We start from the raw sequence: 18,406 nt of genomic DNA on the forward strand, positions 1-18,406 counted from the left end.
CTACACAGCGGTTATGAGCCGACGGCCTCCACGACGAAGCTCGCAACGGTCGTCGTACTGCCGCCGATATTCACCGTCGCGAAGCGATTCGCGCCCTCGACTTGATAGTCGCCCGCCTGGTCGGTGACCTGTTTGTAGGCGTCGAGGAGCATGCGGACACCGGTGGCGCCGACGGGGTGTCCGATGCCGATCAAACCGCCGCCCGGGTTCACCGGAAGAGATCCGTCACGGCCGATATCACCGGATTCCACGGCCTTCCAGCTTTCGCCGGGGGCGGTGAGCCCGAGATGGTCTATGGCCACGTACTCGGACATGGAGAAGCAGTCGTGAACCTCGACGCCGTCGACGGCGTGAATATCGGCCAGGCCCGCGCGGGAGAGCGCATCGAGGACCGCCTGCCGGACATGCGGGAAGACGTAGGGCTCCCCGGCCGAGCCGCTGAACTTCTGTTCCAGAGGAAGTCCGACAGTGCGATGCCCCCACCCGGTGATCACCGCGCGCCGCGACGAGGGGATATCGCTGCGCTGCTCCAGGAATCGATCCGACACCAGCACCACCACCGCCGCGCCGTCCGTCATCTGGCTGCAGTCCTGCCGCCGCAGCACCCCCGCGACGAGCGGATTGGCCGCGTCATCGGCGGTGAAACTCTCCGAGTTGAAGGCCCAATCCCTGGTCTGAGCAGCAGGATTCGAGCGCGCATTGGTGATGTTCAATTCACTGATCGCCCGCAGATGCGCCGGATCCAGTCCATAGCGGCGGTCGTATTCCTCGGCGATCGCCGCGAACATGGTCGGCCACACGAAATCGGTGTCCTGCGCCTCGTGCCCCGCCCATGCCGCCGCACCCATGTATCGGGCCGCCTGGGCGCCGGGGACCGTCTTCTCCAACTCGACGCCCAGCACCAGCGCGCAGTCGTAGCGCCCGGATTCGAGGTCCGCCATAGCGGCCAGCGCGGCCATGCTGCCCGAGGCGCAGGCGGCCTCGTGCCGACTGGCAGGGACACCCCAGAACTCCGGCAGCACGGTCGCCGGCATGCCGCCGAGATGCCCCTGCCCGGTGAACAACTGCCCGAACGCATTGCCCACATGAATGACCCCGATATCGGCCCCATCGATCCGGGCCTCGGTCAATGCCTCCTCGACCGCGCCCCGCACGAGCGTGTCGAAGCCCAGACCGGCGCGATGCCAGTTGACGGCGAAATCGGTTTGGCTGCCGCCGAGTATGTGCACGGACACGAGAACTCCTGAGAATCGTCGAATGGTTCAGAGCCGGTCGCGCAGCTCGCGGCGCAGCAGTTTGCCGACCGGATTGCGTGGCAGGGCCTCGGTGACCTCCAGCCGCTCCGGCAGTTTGAAAGAGGCGACCTCCCGCGCCCGCAGATGCGCGATGAGATCGTCGAGGGTGATAGTCGTGCCCGGTGTGGGAACTACGAAGGCGCAGCACTTTTCGCCCAGCATGGCATCGGGATAGCCGACAATCGCCACATCCGCGATAGCCGGATGATCGGCCAGCAGTCCCTCGACCTCGGCCGGGGCGATATTCATGCCGCCACGAATGATGATTTCTTTGACCCGGTCCACGAACCGCAGGTACCGGCCGCCGTCCCCGCACAGCTCGAAAACATCTCCGCTGCATAGGTATCCTTCGTCATCGAAGGGTTCGGAAGTGGCGGTGCCCGGCAGATACCCGCCGAATACGGCGGGGCCGCGCAGTCGCAGTTCCCCGCGCCCGCCGAGCTCGGTGACTGTCTCGCCGGTGACGAGGTCTACCAGCTTCACAGCGGTCCGCGATGCCAGCCGCGTCGACCAATCCGCGCCCACCGCAGCATAATTCGGCAGATGCTGGGCGCGAAGTTCCGGATCCGGGATATCGGCGGGCGCGCCGAGCAGGCTCACCCCCTCGTTGGACCCGAAGAAGTTGACCACGGCGATGCCCAGCTCGTCCTGCCAGCGCCGCACCACCGGAGGCGGCAATGGCGCACCACCCGAACCGACGGTCCGCAATGAGGACAGGTCCGCCCGGGAACGCAGTTCCTCGTTGTGCAGCAACATGGTCAGCAGCGCCGGCGGCATGGCGGTATGCGTCACCCGATGTTTGGCGATCTGACCGAAGAACACCGGCAGATCCAGCGGTTGATGCTGGACCAGATGCCCGCCCTCCAACAACCAGGGCAGGAACGATCCCGCGAAGCCCGCCATGTTCACCATGGGAAAGGGATTGAGTATCACCGAATTCGGCGTCACTCCCAGCCCGTCCTGGACGCCGCCCGCCACCGCGAGCCAGTCACCGTGACAGCGCGGGACACCCTTCGGCGCGGCCTCGGTGCCGCTGGTCCAGCAGATGGTGACCCGGTCGTTGACAGTCACCGCGAGGCCGGACTCGTAATCACGCACCCGACTTCGCGACGCCTCGCCGGCAGCCTCACCCAGGCCGATCGCCGCATCCGGAATATCCGGCCCGAAGGCGAATACGAGGCGCTCCCCCGCCGCCACGGACATTGCTTCCGCGGCGAGTTCCCGATCGCCGAACCGGCCCGCGGTAACGATGGCCGCGGCCTCGGTGGCCGCCACGATTCCGGACAGTTCGTGCCGCCGGAACGACACCGGCATCGGTGTCGCCACCGCGCCGAGTCGCCACAACGCCAGATAGCTGGCCGTGAGCGCGATCGAATTCGGCAGCTGCACGGCCACCGTCGCACCCTGCCGAATACCGTTGTCCAGCAGCACCGCCGCGAGATCGAGGACATGCTCGTCGAGCTCACGCCAGGTCAAAGTACGAGGCAGGGCCCCCGTGAGATCGGTCAGATTGTCCGGATCCGTGAGTGCGAGCGCCTCCGGAGCCGCGTCCACCCGGCGTCGGAACACGGCGGGAATCGTCTCGGATTCCCACCAGCCCCGTTCCAGGTAGGTCCGTACCGTGTCCTCGGGGTGGCAGGTGCGCACCGGCGACCGGCCGGCGGAAAGACTTGCGGAGGCTGGCGATTCGGCCATGTGGTCCCCTGGCAGTGCGATGGTTCGGGATTCAGGACAGCGGGCTGCGACCGGCGAACCCGTTCGCACGGCCACCGGGGACCGTGGCGATATCGGCCAGGGTCCCGAGCGTGCGGCGACCGGCCGGATCTTCGATCGAGGTGACGGGCACGACGACGACCTCGTCCGCACCTGCCGCGTAGTAAGCGTTCAAGCGCGCGGCAAGGGCCTCGTGAGTGCCGAACATGCCCACTGCGGCAGGCAATTCGTCCGGTAGCGCCGACAGCACTTCCCGCGGATGTGCGCCGCCCTGCGCCAGAGCCACGGTCTCGCCGAAGCCGGCCTCGGTGAACATGGCGGCGTAGCCCGGCGCCCGCAGGTAGCCGACCACGCCTTGCCGCAGGGTGGCGAGCATCTCGGCGTCTGGCGATACAGCCGCGGTTACCCAGACCGAGGTCGGCGGAGCGGGGCGATCGGCGGCCTTCGCGAATTCGGCTACGGCTGCGACACATCGGGCCACCTGGGCCGGTGTCACCAGATTGAGCACCACCCGATCCCCGGTCCGGGCCGCCACTTCCAGCGCACGATCCCCGAAAGCGGCGAGCGCCACTTCCGGCGCAGGCGCGGGTAGCCGCAGCCGGAAGCCGTGGATGTGCTCGGCCGCGCCGTCGTACTCGGCCTTCTCGCCGTTCAGCAGGGCCCGCACGATCCGCGCGGACTCTTCCAGATGCCGTGCCGTACGGCGCCTTTCACGACCATGCCAGTTGCGTACCACCACCGTGCTCGACGTACCCAGCGCGATATCGACAGCGCGGCCGGTCAGCGCCGCGACGCTGGCCACGCCCATGGCGATGGTCGCCGGACTGCGTACCGGAACCGCGAGGGGGCCGAGGCACAGTGGCATGCCGGGAGTCCGGCCGATGGCGGTGGCCAGGGCGAAGGCATCGAAGGTAGCCATCTCGCCGATCCAGAGACGGTCGTAGCCGAAGTCATCCGCGGCTTCGCCGACCTGGAGGGCGTCGAGCGGATCCCGGTTCTGCCAGTAGGGCAGGCTCACGCTCAAGCGCGGAACGAGCACGGAGGCAACCCCTTTCAGAAGATCGGCTGTGCGGCCGAGCGCATGCGGTGGCCGCTCACCCAGGTCGCGTGGAAGCCGAGCGGCACGCGCGTGGGCAGGCCGAGCCGGCACACCGGACCGCCGGCGAGGTTCGCGGCATCGAAGATCCACACCTCCGACAGGCCGGTGTGATTGTTGTGAGCGAACATGGTGAGCCAGGCATCGTCCTCGGCGGTGCCGCCGGGGCGGGGCACCACGGTCAGCTCGCTACCGTAGATGCCGTCCCCGAAGGGCGCGGTTTCCTTTGCCCCCGTGCGGATGTCGTACTTGATCACCGCGTCGAAGATCATGGTCCGGTCCACCGACAGCCGCATCTGATACGAGTAGCGCCCGCCGTGCCCGGTGAGTCCCTGGTCCACGGCCGGGAATTCGGTGTTCACATCGTCCATGGGCTCTTCGGTGGTCACACCGGTGCGCAGGTTGAAGCGATACCGATGCAGCTTGGCCTCCGGCCGCAGGTAGGCGAGCAGCTGCGCCAGCGGGTGCGCGCGATCGGAGACGGGGCTGGGTTCGGAGACCCGGCACACCACCATGACGATCTCCTCGCCTTCCTCCCACGAGTTGACAGTGTGGTAGATGTAGCCGGAGTCGGCCTCGAACCACTTCGCTTGCGCCCCTTCGCCGTAACGGGGCAGCACCGCGAACCGGCTCGGCAGATTCCGGTCGAAGAAGATCTTGAACCGTCCGGCCGCCGCCGCGCGCGGGTCGTTGTAGAGCGGCAGATCCATGAGCACGGAGTAGTTCTCGGTGATCGCCATATCGTGCGGGAGTCGCGGGCCCGGGAGTTCCACGCCGGTGAAGTGGGTGACGGTGCCGCTCGGGTCGGCGACTCCGTAGCGCAGATACGGCGCATTGATCCCGTAGTCGAAGAAGATCAGCTCCTCGGTGCGCTCGTCCACCTTGGCGTGCGCCGAAACCTCGCCGCGCAGTGTGCCATTGAAGTTGTCGACGCCCCGGGTCTCCAGCGTGACCGGGTCCAGCGCATACGGTTTTCCGGCTCGATACCAGAGGGCCAGCAGGTTCCCGTGGTGGTAGAGCACATCGGTATTGGCGGAGTTGCGCTCGCGGCGGTCACCGGCCGGGTTCGCGTCCCAGGGCTCGATCACGCCGCGCCACAAGGCGGTTCCGGCCGCGTGCTCGGCATCGAACTCGGCGGTGCGGATGAAGCGATTGCGGTAGGTGGCCCGGCCGTCCTCGAAGTGCACCGCGTGCAGCATGCCGTCGCCGTCGAACCAGTGGTAGCGGCCCAGCGGGGCGAACTGCGGGTTCGGGCCGTTGCGCACGTACACGCCGTCGAGGTCGACCGGCAGTTCTCCGTGCAGCACGGTCAGATCGGTGGCGGTGACCTCGTTCGCGGTGGGCGCGTAGGGACCTTCCAGATACGGATTGGTCAGCGCGGCGGCGGCCGGTGCGATGAGTTCTTCGTTGAGCGGCATGAGAAGCCTCCAGCGGGCGGATATCACCCGGCTCGTTCACTACAGTTAATGAAGTGATACGCGTCTCATGCAGACCTTGTCAAGGCTCCGACGGCGTCGCCGCGGACTGCCCCGGGCTTGCCGGCCCCTGCTCGAAGCGCACATCCCGGCGCCCGAGCACGACCTCACAACCCCGGCACCGCAATCCCGGCAGCAGTACAGCGCCACATTCCTTGTGCCGGATACGCAATCCGGGTTCAGGGGCCTCCGGATGCGCGTGCTCCGACCACGCCAGCAGAAACGCGAAGACGCCGAACAACGCCCGGCCCCGATGCGTCAATCGGTATTCCCGCCCACCCGCTTCGGCCCGCTGCAGTATCCCGGCCTCGACCAGCCGCGTGAGCCGCTCGGTCAGCGTGGTCGGCGAGAGGTTCAGTGCCGCACGGAAATCCGAGAACCGCCGCACCCCGGCCAGCGCCAGACCGGTCACCGCCGCACTCCACCGGTCGCCGATGGCCTCCATGATCTCGTCGAAGCGCGCATCTCCGCGCGCCGGATCCGCCACCCGCATCGACCGCCGGCGGCCGGAGGTCAGGTGCCACAACGCATCCGGATCCAGTTCCACATCGGTGTCGTGGGTGGTGACCGTCCGCCCGCAACTCCGGCACAACAGCACCGGCGGCCCGCGATGCCCGCATTCGGTGTGCACGAGTTCCGGCAGCAGCGTCCACTCCGGCGTCCATTCCCGCTGCCACGCCCACACGCAGACGAGGATCTCCCAGGTGCCCAGCCCCAATTCGGTGAGCCGGTACTCGTACCGATCGGCGCTGCCCGCCCGCGGGGCACGCACCAGCACCCCGGCATCGACGAGCGCCGCCAGCCGTGCGGTGAGCACGGCGGGCGGCGCTGCGGTGCGATCGCTCCACTGACTGAAACGGCGGGCCCGGTCGACGAACGCCTGCCGCAGGATGCTCAGCGTCAATCGATCGCCCAGCAGATCGAAGGTCGCGGCCACGGAGTTCGCCTGGGTCACTTCAGTAACTGTACTTCAATAGCTGGACTTCCACCGCTATCGCGACATGGCTTCCAGCTCGCGCTGCACGGCCTCGTCGTGTTCGGCCGCTTCCTCGGCCGCCTTCTTCGGGCTCCAGTGCCCGGCCATGCCGAACACGAACGGAATGAAGCAGACCTGCGCGATCAAGCAGATCCACCACCAGCGCTTCCACTGCTTGGCCGAATCCGCCTGCGCCTGCTGCACCGCCGCGCCGTGCGCCGACAGATACGCCAGGTCGTCGGGCGGCATGGCACTCACGGCCTTGAGCTGAGCACTCGCGGTGGTCAGCGCCGGACCGACCTGCGAGGCCACCGCCAGCTGATCCACCGGCACCTTCGACGCGGCCTGGATTCGAGCCGCCGCCTGATCCGGCGGAATGCTGAACTTCTGCGCGACCTGACCGACGGCCGTGGCCGCCGACGCCTGATCGTTCGGGTTCGTCAGCAACTTCACCAGCACCTGCGGATCGATGGCCTGTAGCGTCGCCAGCTCGGTCGGGTACTTGGCGTTCAGCTCGACCGTGGTCTTCACATTGGCGGCCGAATCCCCGGTCAGCTTCACCAGCGCCGCGACCTGCGCGGCTTCATCGTTCGGGTTCTTCCCGAGCGCGGCCATGGTATCCGCGCCGACGGTCTGGATCGTGGTGATCTGATCGTGGTACTTGGCCTGGATGGTCTGCAGCCTGGGCCCGTAGTTGACCAGCGTGCCGGCCGCGGTGACCACGAACAGCAACCCCAGCAGCACGAAGGTCACGACCGTACGCAGCACCCCACCCCACACCGCGAGCCCGACCGCCGTGGCCGCCGGATTCCGCTTCTCCACGGTCTCGGTGAAACTGGCCATCCAGGTGGAATAGGCGATGCCGGTACCGACCGCGGTAAAGCTCATGACGATCGCGAAGGTGTAATAGTCGGTGCCGGGTTTGTCGGTGTACCCGAGGAATACGAACCCGCCGATGATCGAGATGACCGCCCCGAAGATCATGAACGGCTTCCGCACCTTCAGCGCATCGGACACGATGCCGGTGAGCACCAGCGATATCGCGCTCGCGATCCAGTACCAGTTACCCAGCGCATTCGCCTGTGCCGCAGTGAAACCGAAGTTGGTGGCCATGTAGACCGGCAGAAACGAGACGATCGTGTAGAAGGACGCCAGGAACAGCGAGATGGCCAGCGCCGACCCGACGATGTCGAGGTGCATCATCTGTTTCCACTGATTGCGTTCCAGCGCACCGACATCCAACCCCCGCGCCCGCGCCTCGATCAGCGCCCGGTCCCGCAGCGACACCATGATCTGATCCCGCAGCCGTGGACTCAGTTCCCGCAGCCCGATCAACCCGATCAGCGAGATCACCGTGCAGATGATGCCCGCGAGCCGATAGTGGAACTGCCAGTCCGGATGCGCGTCCAGCGTGTGGGTGGAGATCTCGGTGGTCACCAGCGCGCCGAGCACCGGCCCGAGCGTCCAGAACCCCATGGCCGAGGCCCGGTCCAGCTGCGGCGAGAAATCACGCACCAGCGCGGGCGTGGCCACCAGCACGGCGCCCTCGACGATGCTGATCGCGCAGTAGACGACCAGGAAGGCTTCCTTGCTGGTGCACTGCGGCTGCGCGAGCCACGTCAGCAGCGAGGTGATCACCGTGCCGTAGGCGACGATATTGGCGCGCCCCCAGCGGTCCAGCAGTCCGGTGATCACCGAGGCCACGGCACCGAACGCCGCACCGATGATGAAGATGCCGACGAAGTACCGGAAGGACAGCTGGAAGTAGGCGATGATCTGGTTGCCCACCGCGCCCGAGACGAACAGCTGGTAGTACAGGCCCACGGAAACGGTCACGACCAGGAACAGGTACCAGGATCGTGCCGGGGTCTCCGGATAGTGCGGGAGTTTCCGCTGCCATAACCCGGTGAGCAGGGTGGGAGGTGGAAAATCCGGCGCGGCGGGCGGGATGGCGGTCGGGGTCGTACTCATGAGCGAGATGCCTTTCTGACACGGCATTTCGTGCGCCCGGATAACCCTTTGTAATGCGGCACGAGCAGCCGGGTGAGATCAGAGTAGCGGTCATGAGTGATACGGATCACTGTTACCGGGAATAGTGAAAACTATTTGCTTCCGTCCCGGAAGTACAGGACGTTCGAACCGTACTGGGTCAGCGGCATCGCCTCGGCCGCCTGGCGGATACCGCTGCCGGGTAGCTCGGTGAGTTTGGTGAACATGGTGGTGTTGCCGAAGGCCGACCGCACCTGCGTCTCGGAGGCGTAGTCGGCGCCGTAATCGGCCAGCGCCTTGAAGTCCAGGGGCGCGAGGGGCTTCTCCAGCGGGATCTGGCCCGCGGGCAGGCCCAGCGCCGCGTACTGGGTGGCCGATCCGCCCTCGTACCAACAGAGTTCGTAGGAGATCTGCTCGGTGGTGGTGACGCTGACCACCGGCCATTCCTGCGAGAGCTTCAGCGCCAGCGGGTGCTGGCCGACCGGTGCGACTTCCCAGTTCAGGCTCTTGACCGAGACCCAGTGCTCGGCGATCTTCTCGATCAGCACTACGTCCTCGCCGAGGGTCTCCCGCAGGTTCGACTCGGGTTCGGGTGTGCTCCAGTGCTTTTCGTCCACGCCGAGGTAGGCCGAGGCGGGCACCGGCTGGGCGTCGTCGGCGCCGTAGGCGGCGAGGACCGCGGCCCGCACCAGCGTGACACCGTTGCGCGATGAGCAGCGCACGGCGAGCGCGCCGAAGGATGTGCTGATCTCCATCGGCTTGGACGGCGGGTCCGCCAGCGCGCCGGCGGCGAGGGGTTTCAGGCCGACCAGCGCCAGCTGCCAGTTGATCTCCTCGATGGTCGCCAGGTCACCGCCCGACTGATAGAGGATCTGCTGCTGGGTCAGATAGCCGGCCCGTTCCAGGGTGTGGCATTCCAGCTTGACCAGGGCCGCAACGGTCTTGCCGGTGAACCCGATCTCGTCGACCCGGAGCGCGCGCAACTGCTGGGTCATGGCCGGAGACGTAACCGAGGCGTACCGCTCCCGGTACACCGACAGCGCCTGTTTGCGCTGCTGGCCGACCATGAGCGTGCGCAGCAGCGTATTCAGGCTGGAGAGATACCGATTGGCCTGTTCCCGGTCGGCGGCGAACAGCGCGGCCCGGATGCGCACCGCATCCTCACCCGCTGCCTGCGCGGCCTTCGGATCCAGCCGGCACAGCCACACCCCGCACTTGGACAATGCGTCCGCGCACACGCCCGCCGCCTGCGGATATGCGCTCGCCACATGACGATACGCATCGCAGGCATTGCGAATGGTGGCGGTCGCCAGCTCCCGATGCCCGATGGTGCGGGCGGCCTGCTCGAACAGCCGCAGCGCCTCCTGCACCTCCGCGGAGAACGCGGAGTTCACATGCCCGGCGGTGAGCCAGCGCAACCGGATGAGCACGGCCTCCTGCGCGGGCTCCAGCGCGGAAGCGGACAAGTCACGCTGCCCGCCATCGCTTTTGGTGGCGATGAGGCCACGGGCCAGTTCACACAGGGAGCTCGCCAGTCGCAGCTCGGCCTCGACCGAACGGTCTCGCGCGGCTCCGCGATCCGCAGCCACCTGGCGCTCGATGGCGCTGAGATCCATTGCGACCTTCAAACTCCCGCATCCCGGCGCGCGTCCCTGATCATTTCCATCACATACTGGATCCGATCAGGCCAGCCGACCGCCCATCGGAAGGCTCGCGCGTTTGCGCCGAGTCTGCCACAAATTCCGCGTCCAGGTCACCCATCCGGCGCTATGCCCGGTTCGCCCACCAGCACACGAACAGCGCACGCATCGGAGCACCGCGCCCGAGATCAACAGCCCGGCGCTGACTTTCGATGCGTATGCCCGATTCGATGGTCGAAGGCGACGATGGCCGGAGAGCTACATCGCCAGACTGCCCTCCGCCGATCACTCTCGCAACGGTATGCACGCATCACCGGTCAAGGTCCAGGCGGCGGGGCGAGGGCATCTACCACCAGATTCGCGGCGCGGCGGTAACCCTCGATGTCGATATCGGGTTCCCAGGCCTGTTGGAGGATGAAGCCTTGCAGCACTGCGAGTACCAGGCGCGCCATGCCGTCGGCGTCGGCGGCGGTGGTGACCGCGCCTGCGGCTTGGGCGGCGCGGATTCCGTCCCAGGCGAGGGACCGCTGGCCGATGCCCTCTTGCACGGTGGGTTGGAGGCGGTCGTTCACCAGGGATTCGGCCCAGACCTGCACGCTCACGCGGCGGCGGAGCCGTTCGGAGGGGTCGCTGAGCCATTCGAAGTAGGCGTCCAGGAAGGAATGCAGGGCGGTGCGGGGGTCGGGGTCGGCCAATGCCGTTGCCAGGAGGTGGATTTCATGTTCGTGGCGTTCGGCGGCGATGGCGTCGATGATCGATTCTTTGCTGGGGTACCAGGAGTAGACGGCGCCTGGGCTGGTGTCGGCGCGGCGGCAGATGTCTTGCATGGTGGTGGCGTGCAGGCCGCGTTCGGCGAAGCAGTCGACGGCCGCGTCGAGAATTCGGCGGCGGCGCTGTTCGGCCGTGGCCTCGGTCATGCGGGGCACGAGACCTCCGCGAGGGCGACGCGGTAGAGCTCCGAGGCGCGGTCGTTGCGTCCCATTGCTCCGAAGTAGCGGCGGCCGGCCGCGGCGGTCGATTCTTCCCATGCGAGTGCGTATCCGCGTGCCGCGAGATAGTGCGGCAGTTGCGCGGGCACGAGGCCGAAGGTCCACGGCTCGCCCACTCGCTGCACGCTGCGCATCCAGCGGCGCGCCTCCGGGAAGTCGACGGAACCGTCGAGCGCGCCCGCGTGTACGTAGGTGAAGAGCAACTGTCCGCCGGCGCCCGCGAGTGTGTGAATCGCGGCCAGTGTCCGGTCCACGGCCTCCGCTGACAGGTAGTTGGTCACGCCCTCCCAGAGGAACAGGGTCGGTTGATCAGATTCGAATCCTGTTGCCCGCACGGCTTGTTCGAGATCGGCCGACTCCAGATCGACGGGCAGGAAACGCACGCGATCCGGATCGGCGCCGATGCGCGCGACCGCCGCACGCTTGGCCGCCTGAGTGCCGGGTAGGTCGATCTCGATGACCTCCCCGGCCCGCAGTTCGTCCAATCGCCAGGCCCGGCTGTCGAATCCGGCGCCCAGCAGCACGACACGAGTCACGCCCGCGGCGATCAGGTCGGTCACGGTGTCGTCGATCAGGCGGGTGCGCGCGACCGCCGACGGCCGGGGGCCGGGCCACACGGAATCGTAGGCGCGGGCGACCAGGCCGCCCGCCACCGGAATTCGTGCGGCGGCTGCCACCGCGCGCAGCGGCCGGTCCAGCAGACCGACCGCGAGCGGGTCGGTGAACAGTCGCGATGCGGAGGGTCGCGCGTTCTCCAGCGCGGGCTCAGCCGCCGCTGGTGTAGCGGACCTGTTGCGGTTTCACCCGGTCGTACTCCTCGCGGCCCGAAAGATGCTCCGGCACACCCACTTCCCACCAGGCCCCGGCCTCGGTCCAGGCCGACGGCTGGGTGCGGACCACGACCACCGCGGGACGCTGCTCGACGGTCGCCGCCGTCCGCGCGCGGGCGTAGGCGTCCCGGAAGTCCGGCAGTTCATTGGCCGTGAACACCACACAGCCGAGCGAACGCGCATGCGCCGCGAAGTCGACCCGCGGCGGTTTGGCGTGATTGGTGCGGGAGCTGGCATAGAAGTTGTTGAAGGGCGCGCCGCCCTGGCCCTCCTGCAGCCGCGCGATGACCGCGTAACCATCGTTGTCGCACACGACGGCAACAAGAGGGTGCCCCGCGAAGGCCGCCGAGAACAGCTCGGAGTTGAGCATCAGATAGGACCCGTCACCGAGCATGGTGGTGACCAGCCCGCCACGATGCGCCATGGCCGCACCCCACGCGCCCGCGAGTTCGTAACCCATGCAGGAGAAGCCGTATTCGACATCCATGGTCGGAGGTCCACCCGCCGCCCGCCAGCCGCCGACGAGTTCACCGGGCATGCCGCCCGAGGCGGTCATCACGTAATCGGTCGGACCGCTGAGATCATTGACGGCGCCGACGATCTGGGCGTACGTCGGGATACCGCCCCCGGGAGCGCGCAGCTTGTCGATGTGCGCGTCCCACTCCCCACGCACCGCGGCCGCCCGCGCCGTCCAATCCGCGTCGACGCGCCAGCCATCCAGCTCCGGCGCCAGATCGTGCAGCGTCACATCGGCATCGCCGGTCAGCGCCAGCGCGCCGTGCTTGACCGCATCGAAGCGCGCGGCATTGATGTGCACCAGCCGCACGTCGGGCGCGAACACGGTCCACGAGGCGGTGGTGAAGTCCTGCAGCCGGGTACCGATCGCCAGCACCACATCCGCTTCCGCGGCAAGGGAATTGGCCGAGGCCGCGCCGGTGATCCCGAGCGGGCCCGCGTACAGATCGTGATCGTGCGGCACCAGGGTGCGCCCGGCCGTCGTCTCGGTGACGGGAATCCCGTAGCGCTGCGCGAACTCCAGCGCGCGCGGTCCGGCCCCCGAATACCGCACTCCCCCACCGAGGATCAGCAGCGGCCGCTGCGCGCGACGCAACTCCTGCGCGGCTTCGACCAGGCTGCGGTGATCGGCGCGCGGGCGCGGAATACGGTGCACGACGGGCGCGAACAAGGCGTCCGGGAAGTCATAGACCTCGGCCTGCACATCCTGCGGCAGGGCGAGGGTCACCGGGCCGGCGTCGGCGGCATCGGTCAGCACGCGCGCCACCTGCGGCAGCGTGGCGATCAGCTGCTCGGGCCGGGTGATGCGGTCGAAATACCGGCTCACCGGCCGGAAGGCATCGTTCACGGTGATGGTCGGATCGCCGAAGTGCTCGACCTGCTGCAGCACCGGATCCGGCGCCCGGCTCACGAAGGTGTCGCCGGGCAGCAACAGCAGCGGCAGCCGATTGGCATGCGCCACACCTGCGGCCGTCACCATATTCAGCGCGCCCGGCCCGATCGAGGAGGTCGCCACCCCGACCTGCCGCCGGTTGGCGGCCTTGGCCAGCCCCACCGCGGCCAGCGCCATGCCCTCCTCGGTGTGCCCGCGCCACACCGGCAGCACATCCCGCCGCTCCTCCAGCGCCGTGCCCAGCCCGAGCACGTTCCCGTGCCCGAAGATGGCGAAAACCGCTGGGAACAAGGGCAGTTCGAGGCCGCCCGGGGCCTCGGAGCGCTGGGCCACCAGCCAGGCCACCAGAGCTTGCGCGGTCGTCAGCTTCATAGCACTCGTCCTTCGTGAGAAGTGACCGGGCAGCGCGAATCCAGCGGTTGATCGGCCCAGCTCTCCCGTACCCACGCGTGGGCGGGATCGTCGCAGAAGGCCATCGAGCGCTCGGGCGCGGGCCCGGCCAGCACGTTCAGGTAGTACATGGGATAGCCGGGAGCCGCGATGCACGGCCCGTGATACCCGTGCGGAACGAGGAAGACATCGCCATCGCGCACAGCAACATTCTCGTCGAGCGCGCCGTCCGCGGTGTAGGTTCGGTGGATACCGAAACCTTCACGCCCGGGCGTGATTCCGTCCTGCCCCGCGATGCGGAAGTAGTAGATCTCCTCGTTGACCACCTCGCACGCGCTCGCCTGATCATGCTTGTGCGGCGGATACGAGGACCAGTTGCCGTCCGGTGTGATGAGCTCGCAGGCATTGAGCTTGTCGGCGTGGTCCCATACTCCGGGCGTCCCGAAGTTGGTGACCTGCCGTGTCGCCTGCCCGCCGCCGCGCACCTCGACCGGAACCTCCTCGGCCGGGCCGTATTTCGGGTCCAGCCGCCGCCCGCACCGCGCCATGGGCAGGGCGACCTCCAGCCCGCCCACTGTGGAGAGTTCCACCTCCGCATCCCGCGGCACATAGGCGAAGTCGGTGACCCGGGTGAAAACCGAGTCCCGGCCGGCCAATTCGAAGACGAGTCCGTCGACCCGGACCGTGCACGCACCGGCCAGCGGCAGCACGAACGCCTCGAAATCACCGGTCCGCAGTGTCCGCGACTCCCCCTCACGAAGACTCAGGACCCGCAGGCCGGTGTAGGTCCAGCCCGCGTCCGCGGGCGCGAGCAGAATGGGATCCGCACCGCTGCACAATGTCCCGGCCGGATAATGCAGCTTGCTCACGTCGTCACCTCGCCGCTGCCAGTACTTTGGCGGCGGCGTCGACCGCGCCTGCGACGTCGCCATCGGGCGGATAGAGCAGGCTGCGGCCGACCACGAGGCCGCGGGCTGCGTCATGGCGCAGGGCTGCGCCCCAAGAAGCCAGGTCGGCCTCCGGGTCGCCGGAGGGTGCGCCGCCGAGGACCACCACCGGCAGTGTGGTCGCGTCGAGCACCGAGATATCGTCCGGCGCGGGGATTTTCAGCCAGGTGTAGGCCGAGGTGACACCCAGACCGGAGGCCACCGTGACCGCGCGTTGCAGCGAGGCGGCGTCCTTGTGCATGACCAGATCGCCCGAGGCCTCCCGGCCGTAGGGCAGTGGTTCGACCATCGCCATGAGGCCGTGCTCGGCCAGTTCGGAAACCGCGCGGGCGCAGGCTTCCAGGGTGGGGATCGTGCCGGGATCCGAATCCACCAGGCGGAGCAGCATTTTGCCGCCGTCGAGGCGGAACTTCACCAGGGATTCGGCATCGTAGCCGGTGAACCGGTCGTCGATCTCCCAGTCCGCGCCGGCCAGCCCGCCGCGATTCATGGAACCGATCACGATCTTCTCGTGCACGGCGTCCAGCAGCAGGAGTTCCTCGACGATGTCCGGTGACCCGAGCACCCCGTCCACGGCCGGATCGGCCAGCGCGATGAGCAGCCGTTCCAGCAGGGTGCGGCGGTCGGCCATGGCCGTGCGGTCCGCGCCCACACCCAGCGCCCCGCGGGCCGGATGGTCGGCGGCGACCAGGAACAGGGTTCCCCGCTCCGACAATAGATTCGGCCGCCGGCGGCGGTCGGCGTAGGCGCGCCGGACGGCCTCCGGGTCCGTGGCGCGGGTACGCAGCAGGTCGTACCAGCGCTCGTCGGTCAGGTGCACAGCATCTCCTCGATCTCGGCATGAGTGGGCATGGCGTCGGCGCAGGCCAGGCGTGCGGCCACCAGCGCGCCGGCCGCATTGGCGTAAGCGGCGATCCGGTGCGGGTCCCAGCCGGACAGCAGCCCGTGCGCGAGCGCGCCACCGAAACCGTCACCCGCGCCCAGGCCGCACACCACGTCTATCTGGCAGGGCGGCACTGTCCAGCGTTCGGATTCGGTGGCGATCAGCACGCCCTCGGCGCCACGTTTGATGACCGCCAGGCGCACGCCGCGCGCCAGCAGCCGGTCGGCGGCCTCGTCGGGGTCGGCGGTGCCGACCGCGACCTGTACCTCGGTGCGGTTGCCCACCACCACATTCACGTGATCGACCATCCAGCCGATCTCGGCGCGGGCGGTCTCGACATCGGGCCAGAACATGGGCCGGTAGTCCAGGTCAAGCACGGTCTGGCCGTGCCTGGCTCGCCGCTCCAGGATGGCGCGCTGGGTGGTGCGGCCGGGCTCGGCACTGACGCCCGTCCCCGTCACCCACAACAGAGGCACGGAATCGATGACATCCCAGGGGATCTCGTCCTCGGTCAAGGTGAGATCCGGGGCGATCGGCGACCGATAGAACAGCAACGGCGGATCCGCGGGCGGCTTCAGCTCGCAGAACACCACGGGCGTCTGCAGATCCGCGGAGGTCCCCACATAACGGGACGTGACCCCGAAGTCCTCCAAAGCGTTTCGCACGTACTCACCGAAGCCGTCCGCGCCCACCTTGGTCAGCACGCCGGTGCGGCGACCCAGCCGGGCCGCCGCCACCGCCACATTGGTGGCCGTGCCGCCGAGGAATTTGGCGAAGGTCTTCACTTCGGCGAGGGACACTCCGCTCTGCTCCGGGTACAGGTCGACGCCGACCCGTCCGATGGTGAGCACCTCGAGGTCGGTCACGACACCACCCGCTCCAATTCGTGTTGCAGCGCTTCGAGTTCCGCGCCGCCGGCCATCTGCCGGGTCAGCTCCGGCAGGTCGATATCGGACTTCTCGTAGTTGCCGAGCATGGCGCCGCGCTTGAGCAGCAGGAATCGGTCGCCCACGGGGTAGGCGTGATGCGGATTGTGGGTGATGAGCACGACGCCCAGCCCGCGATCCCGCGCCTGCACCACATAGCGCAGCACCACACCGGCCTGTTTCACGCCCAGTGCCGCGGTCGGCTCGTCGAGAATCAGCACCTTGGCCCCGTAGTGCACGGCGCGGGCGATGGCGACGCACTGCCGCTGCCCGCCGGACAGGGTGCCGACCGGCTGTTCCAGGTCGCGAATATCGATTCCCATGTCCACCAGGGCTTTCCTGGTGATCTGCTTGCTCTCGGCGCGGTCCAGGAATTCGAGCGGGCCGAACTTCTTGACCGGTTCGGAGCCGAGCACGAAGTTGCGCCACACGCTCATGAGCGGCACCACCGCGAGATCCTGGTACACGGTCGCGATGCCGCGATCCAGGGCCTCCCGGGGCGAGGACAGTTTGACCGCGTCGCCCTCGATCTTCAGTTCGCCGGTGTCGTGCTGATGCACGCCGGCGAGGATCTTGATGAGCGTCGACTTGCCCGCGCCGTTGTCACCCAGTACGCAGGTGACCTCACCGGCATTGACGACCGTCGAAACATCCTGCAGTGCAACGACTCCGCCGTACTTCTTGCCGATGCCGATCGTCTCGATCAATGGCACAGCTGTGTTCCCGGATGACTCGGTCTCTGCTGGCTCGGTCATCGGCGTACCCTTTCCGCCCGCTTCTTGAATGCATTGTTGACCAGCACGGCCGCCAGCAGCAGTACGCCCAGGAACAACATGAACCAGTCACTGTCCCAGCGCGCGAACACGATGCCCTGCCGCGCCATACCGAAGATGAGCGCACCGATCGCCGCACCCACCACCGAGCCGAAGCCGCCGGTGAGCAGGCAGCCGCCGACCACGGCCGCGATGATGTACTGGAATTCCAGTCCCACGCCCTGATTGGCCTGCACGCTGGCGAACCGCATGAGGTTGCATGCGCCGACGATCCAGGCCGCGAAGGCCGTGGTCATGAACAAGATGATCTTGGTGCGCACCGCCGGCACACCGACCGCGCGGGCACTGGGCAGCGAGCCGCCGACCGCGAAGACCCAGTTGCCGAACCTGGTGCGCACCAGCACGAGTGCGGCGATCGCGGTCACCACGATGAACCACACCACCGAGGCTTGCAAACGCGCGCCACCGATATTGGTGGTGGAGGCGAAAACCCAGCCCGCGGACTGATAGCCGCCCGCCCCGCGGATGCCGGAGACCTGCACCGTGCCGGTAACCCAGCGTGTCACACCGAGATTCACACCCTGCAACGCGAGGAACGTGCCCAGGGTGACGATGAAGCTCGGCAGTCCCGTGCGCATCACCAGCCAGCCGTTCAAGGCGCCGACCGCCAGCGCGAAGGCCAGCGAAACCACCAGCGCCAGCCAGATGTTCCAGCCCGCGTGCACCGCCAGCAGCCCGGTGATGAGCGCCGTGGACGCCGTCATGACACCGGCGGACAGGTCGAACTCGCCGCCGATCATGAGCATGGCCACGGCCACCGCGGTGATGCCGAGGGTGGAGGCATCGTCCAGCCAGGTCGAAACGCCCAGTGGGCTCAGGAACTTGTCGGTGATGATCGAGAAGAACAGGAACACCACCAGCGCACCGAGTAGTGCGCCGATCTCCGGCCGGACGATCATCCTGTTGAGCAGGTTCGCCCGCTCCTCCGGTGCGATGGTGGTCGCCTCCGTAGAGTTACCGCCCGACCCGCCCGACGACTTTGTCGTAGTAGTCATGTCATTCACTCCCGACCCGCG

The 18,406-nt window shown here is 67.9% G+C and carries 15 protein-coding genes; all 15 read right to left on the reverse strand.

All coding sequences use genetic code 11. The features are described from left to right. Positions 1-11: 11 nt before the first annotated feature. Positions 12-1,235 carry an acetyl-CoA acetyltransferase gene (locus tag ACH438_RS13730; protein ID WP_397004780.1) on the reverse strand — a complete coding sequence of 408 codons (1,224 nt, stop codon included), beginning with the start codon at positions 1,233-1,235 and terminating at the stop codon, positions 12-14. A gap of 27 nt (positions 1,236-1,262) precedes the next feature. Then, positions 1,263-2,990, reverse strand: a complete 1,728-nt coding sequence (locus tag ACH438_RS13735) for a class I adenylate-forming enzyme family protein (RefSeq protein WP_397004782.1) — start codon at positions 2,988-2,990, stop codon at positions 1,263-1,265. A gap of 31 nt (positions 2,991-3,021) precedes the next feature. After that, positions 3,022-4,047, reverse strand: a complete 1,026-nt coding sequence (locus tag ACH438_RS13740; protein ID WP_397004784.1) for an LLM class F420-dependent oxidoreductase — start codon at positions 4,045-4,047, stop codon at positions 3,022-3,024. Positions 4,048-4,061: 14 nt separating this feature from the next. Continuing rightward, positions 4,062-5,522: a carotenoid oxygenase family protein gene (locus ACH438_RS13745; protein WP_397004786.1), complete on the reverse strand. Its 1,461-nt coding sequence runs from the start codon at positions 5,520-5,522 to the stop codon at positions 4,062-4,064. A gap of 79 nt (positions 5,523-5,601) precedes the next feature. Continuing rightward, positions 5,602-6,534 (reverse strand): winged helix-turn-helix transcriptional regulator, encoded by a 933-nt coding sequence (locus ACH438_RS13750; protein WP_397004788.1) that lies wholly within the window; start codon positions 6,532-6,534, stop codon positions 5,602-5,604. A 36-nt stretch (positions 6,535-6,570) separates the two neighbouring features. Further along, positions 6,571-8,526 carry an MFS transporter gene (locus tag ACH438_RS13755; RefSeq protein WP_397004790.1) on the reverse strand — a complete coding sequence of 652 codons (1,956 nt, stop codon included), beginning with the start codon at positions 8,524-8,526 and terminating at the stop codon, positions 6,571-6,573. 131 nt (positions 8,527-8,657) lie between these two features. Next, positions 8,658-10,160 carry a hypothetical protein gene (locus tag ACH438_RS13760; RefSeq protein WP_397004792.1) on the reverse strand — a complete coding sequence of 501 codons (1,503 nt, stop codon included), beginning with the start codon at positions 10,158-10,160 and terminating at the stop codon, positions 8,658-8,660. Between the two features lie 341 nt (positions 10,161-10,501). Continuing rightward, complete coding sequence (locus ACH438_RS13765; protein WP_397004794.1) at positions 10,502-11,101, reverse strand: TetR/AcrR family transcriptional regulator; 600 nt, start codon at positions 11,099-11,101, stop codon at positions 10,502-10,504. Continuing rightward, complete coding sequence (locus ACH438_RS13770) at positions 11,098-11,931, reverse strand: class I SAM-dependent methyltransferase (protein WP_397004896.1); 834 nt, start codon at positions 11,929-11,931, stop codon at positions 11,098-11,100. Before ACH438_RS13770 ends, ACH438_RS13765 begins: the two co-directional genes overlap by 4 nt. A gap of 7 nt (positions 11,932-11,938) precedes the next feature. After that, positions 11,939-13,783 (reverse strand): 3D-(3,5/4)-trihydroxycyclohexane-1,2-dione acylhydrolase (decyclizing), encoded by a 1,845-nt coding sequence (gene iolD / locus ACH438_RS13775; protein WP_397004796.1) that lies wholly within the window; start codon positions 13,781-13,783, stop codon positions 11,939-11,941. After that, positions 13,780-14,670 (reverse strand): 5-deoxy-glucuronate isomerase, encoded by an 891-nt coding sequence (iolB, locus tag ACH438_RS13780; RefSeq protein ID WP_397004798.1) that lies wholly within the window; start codon positions 14,668-14,670, stop codon positions 13,780-13,782. Before iolB ends, iolD begins: the two co-directional genes overlap by 4 nt. Positions 14,671-14,674: 4 nt before the next feature. Continuing rightward, a complete protein-coding gene (locus ACH438_RS13785; RefSeq protein ID WP_397004800.1) occupies positions 14,675-15,568 on the reverse strand; it encodes an aldolase in 894 nt (297 codons plus the stop codon). Next, on the reverse strand, positions 15,559-16,497 hold the full coding sequence (gene iolC / locus ACH438_RS13790; RefSeq protein WP_397004802.1) for a 5-dehydro-2-deoxygluconokinase: 939 nt from the start codon (positions 16,495-16,497) through the stop codon (positions 15,559-15,561). The genes ACH438_RS13785 and iolC overlap by 10 nt, the downstream gene beginning before the upstream one ends. Then, complete coding sequence (locus ACH438_RS13795; RefSeq protein WP_397004804.1) at positions 16,494-17,312, reverse strand: ATP-binding cassette domain-containing protein; 819 nt, start codon at positions 17,310-17,312, stop codon at positions 16,494-16,496. Before ACH438_RS13795 ends, iolC begins: the two co-directional genes overlap by 4 nt. After that, on the reverse strand, positions 17,309-18,385 hold the full coding sequence (locus ACH438_RS13800) for an ABC transporter permease (RefSeq protein ID WP_397004806.1): 1,077 nt from the start codon (positions 18,383-18,385) through the stop codon (positions 17,309-17,311). Before ACH438_RS13800 ends, ACH438_RS13795 begins: the two co-directional genes overlap by 4 nt. Positions 18,386-18,406: the final 21 nt, after the last annotated feature.

The sequence above is a fragment of the Nocardia sp. NPDC020380 genome (assembly GCF_044386975.1).
Lineage (GTDB): Bacteria > Actinomycetota > Actinomycetes > Mycobacteriales > Mycobacteriaceae > Nocardia.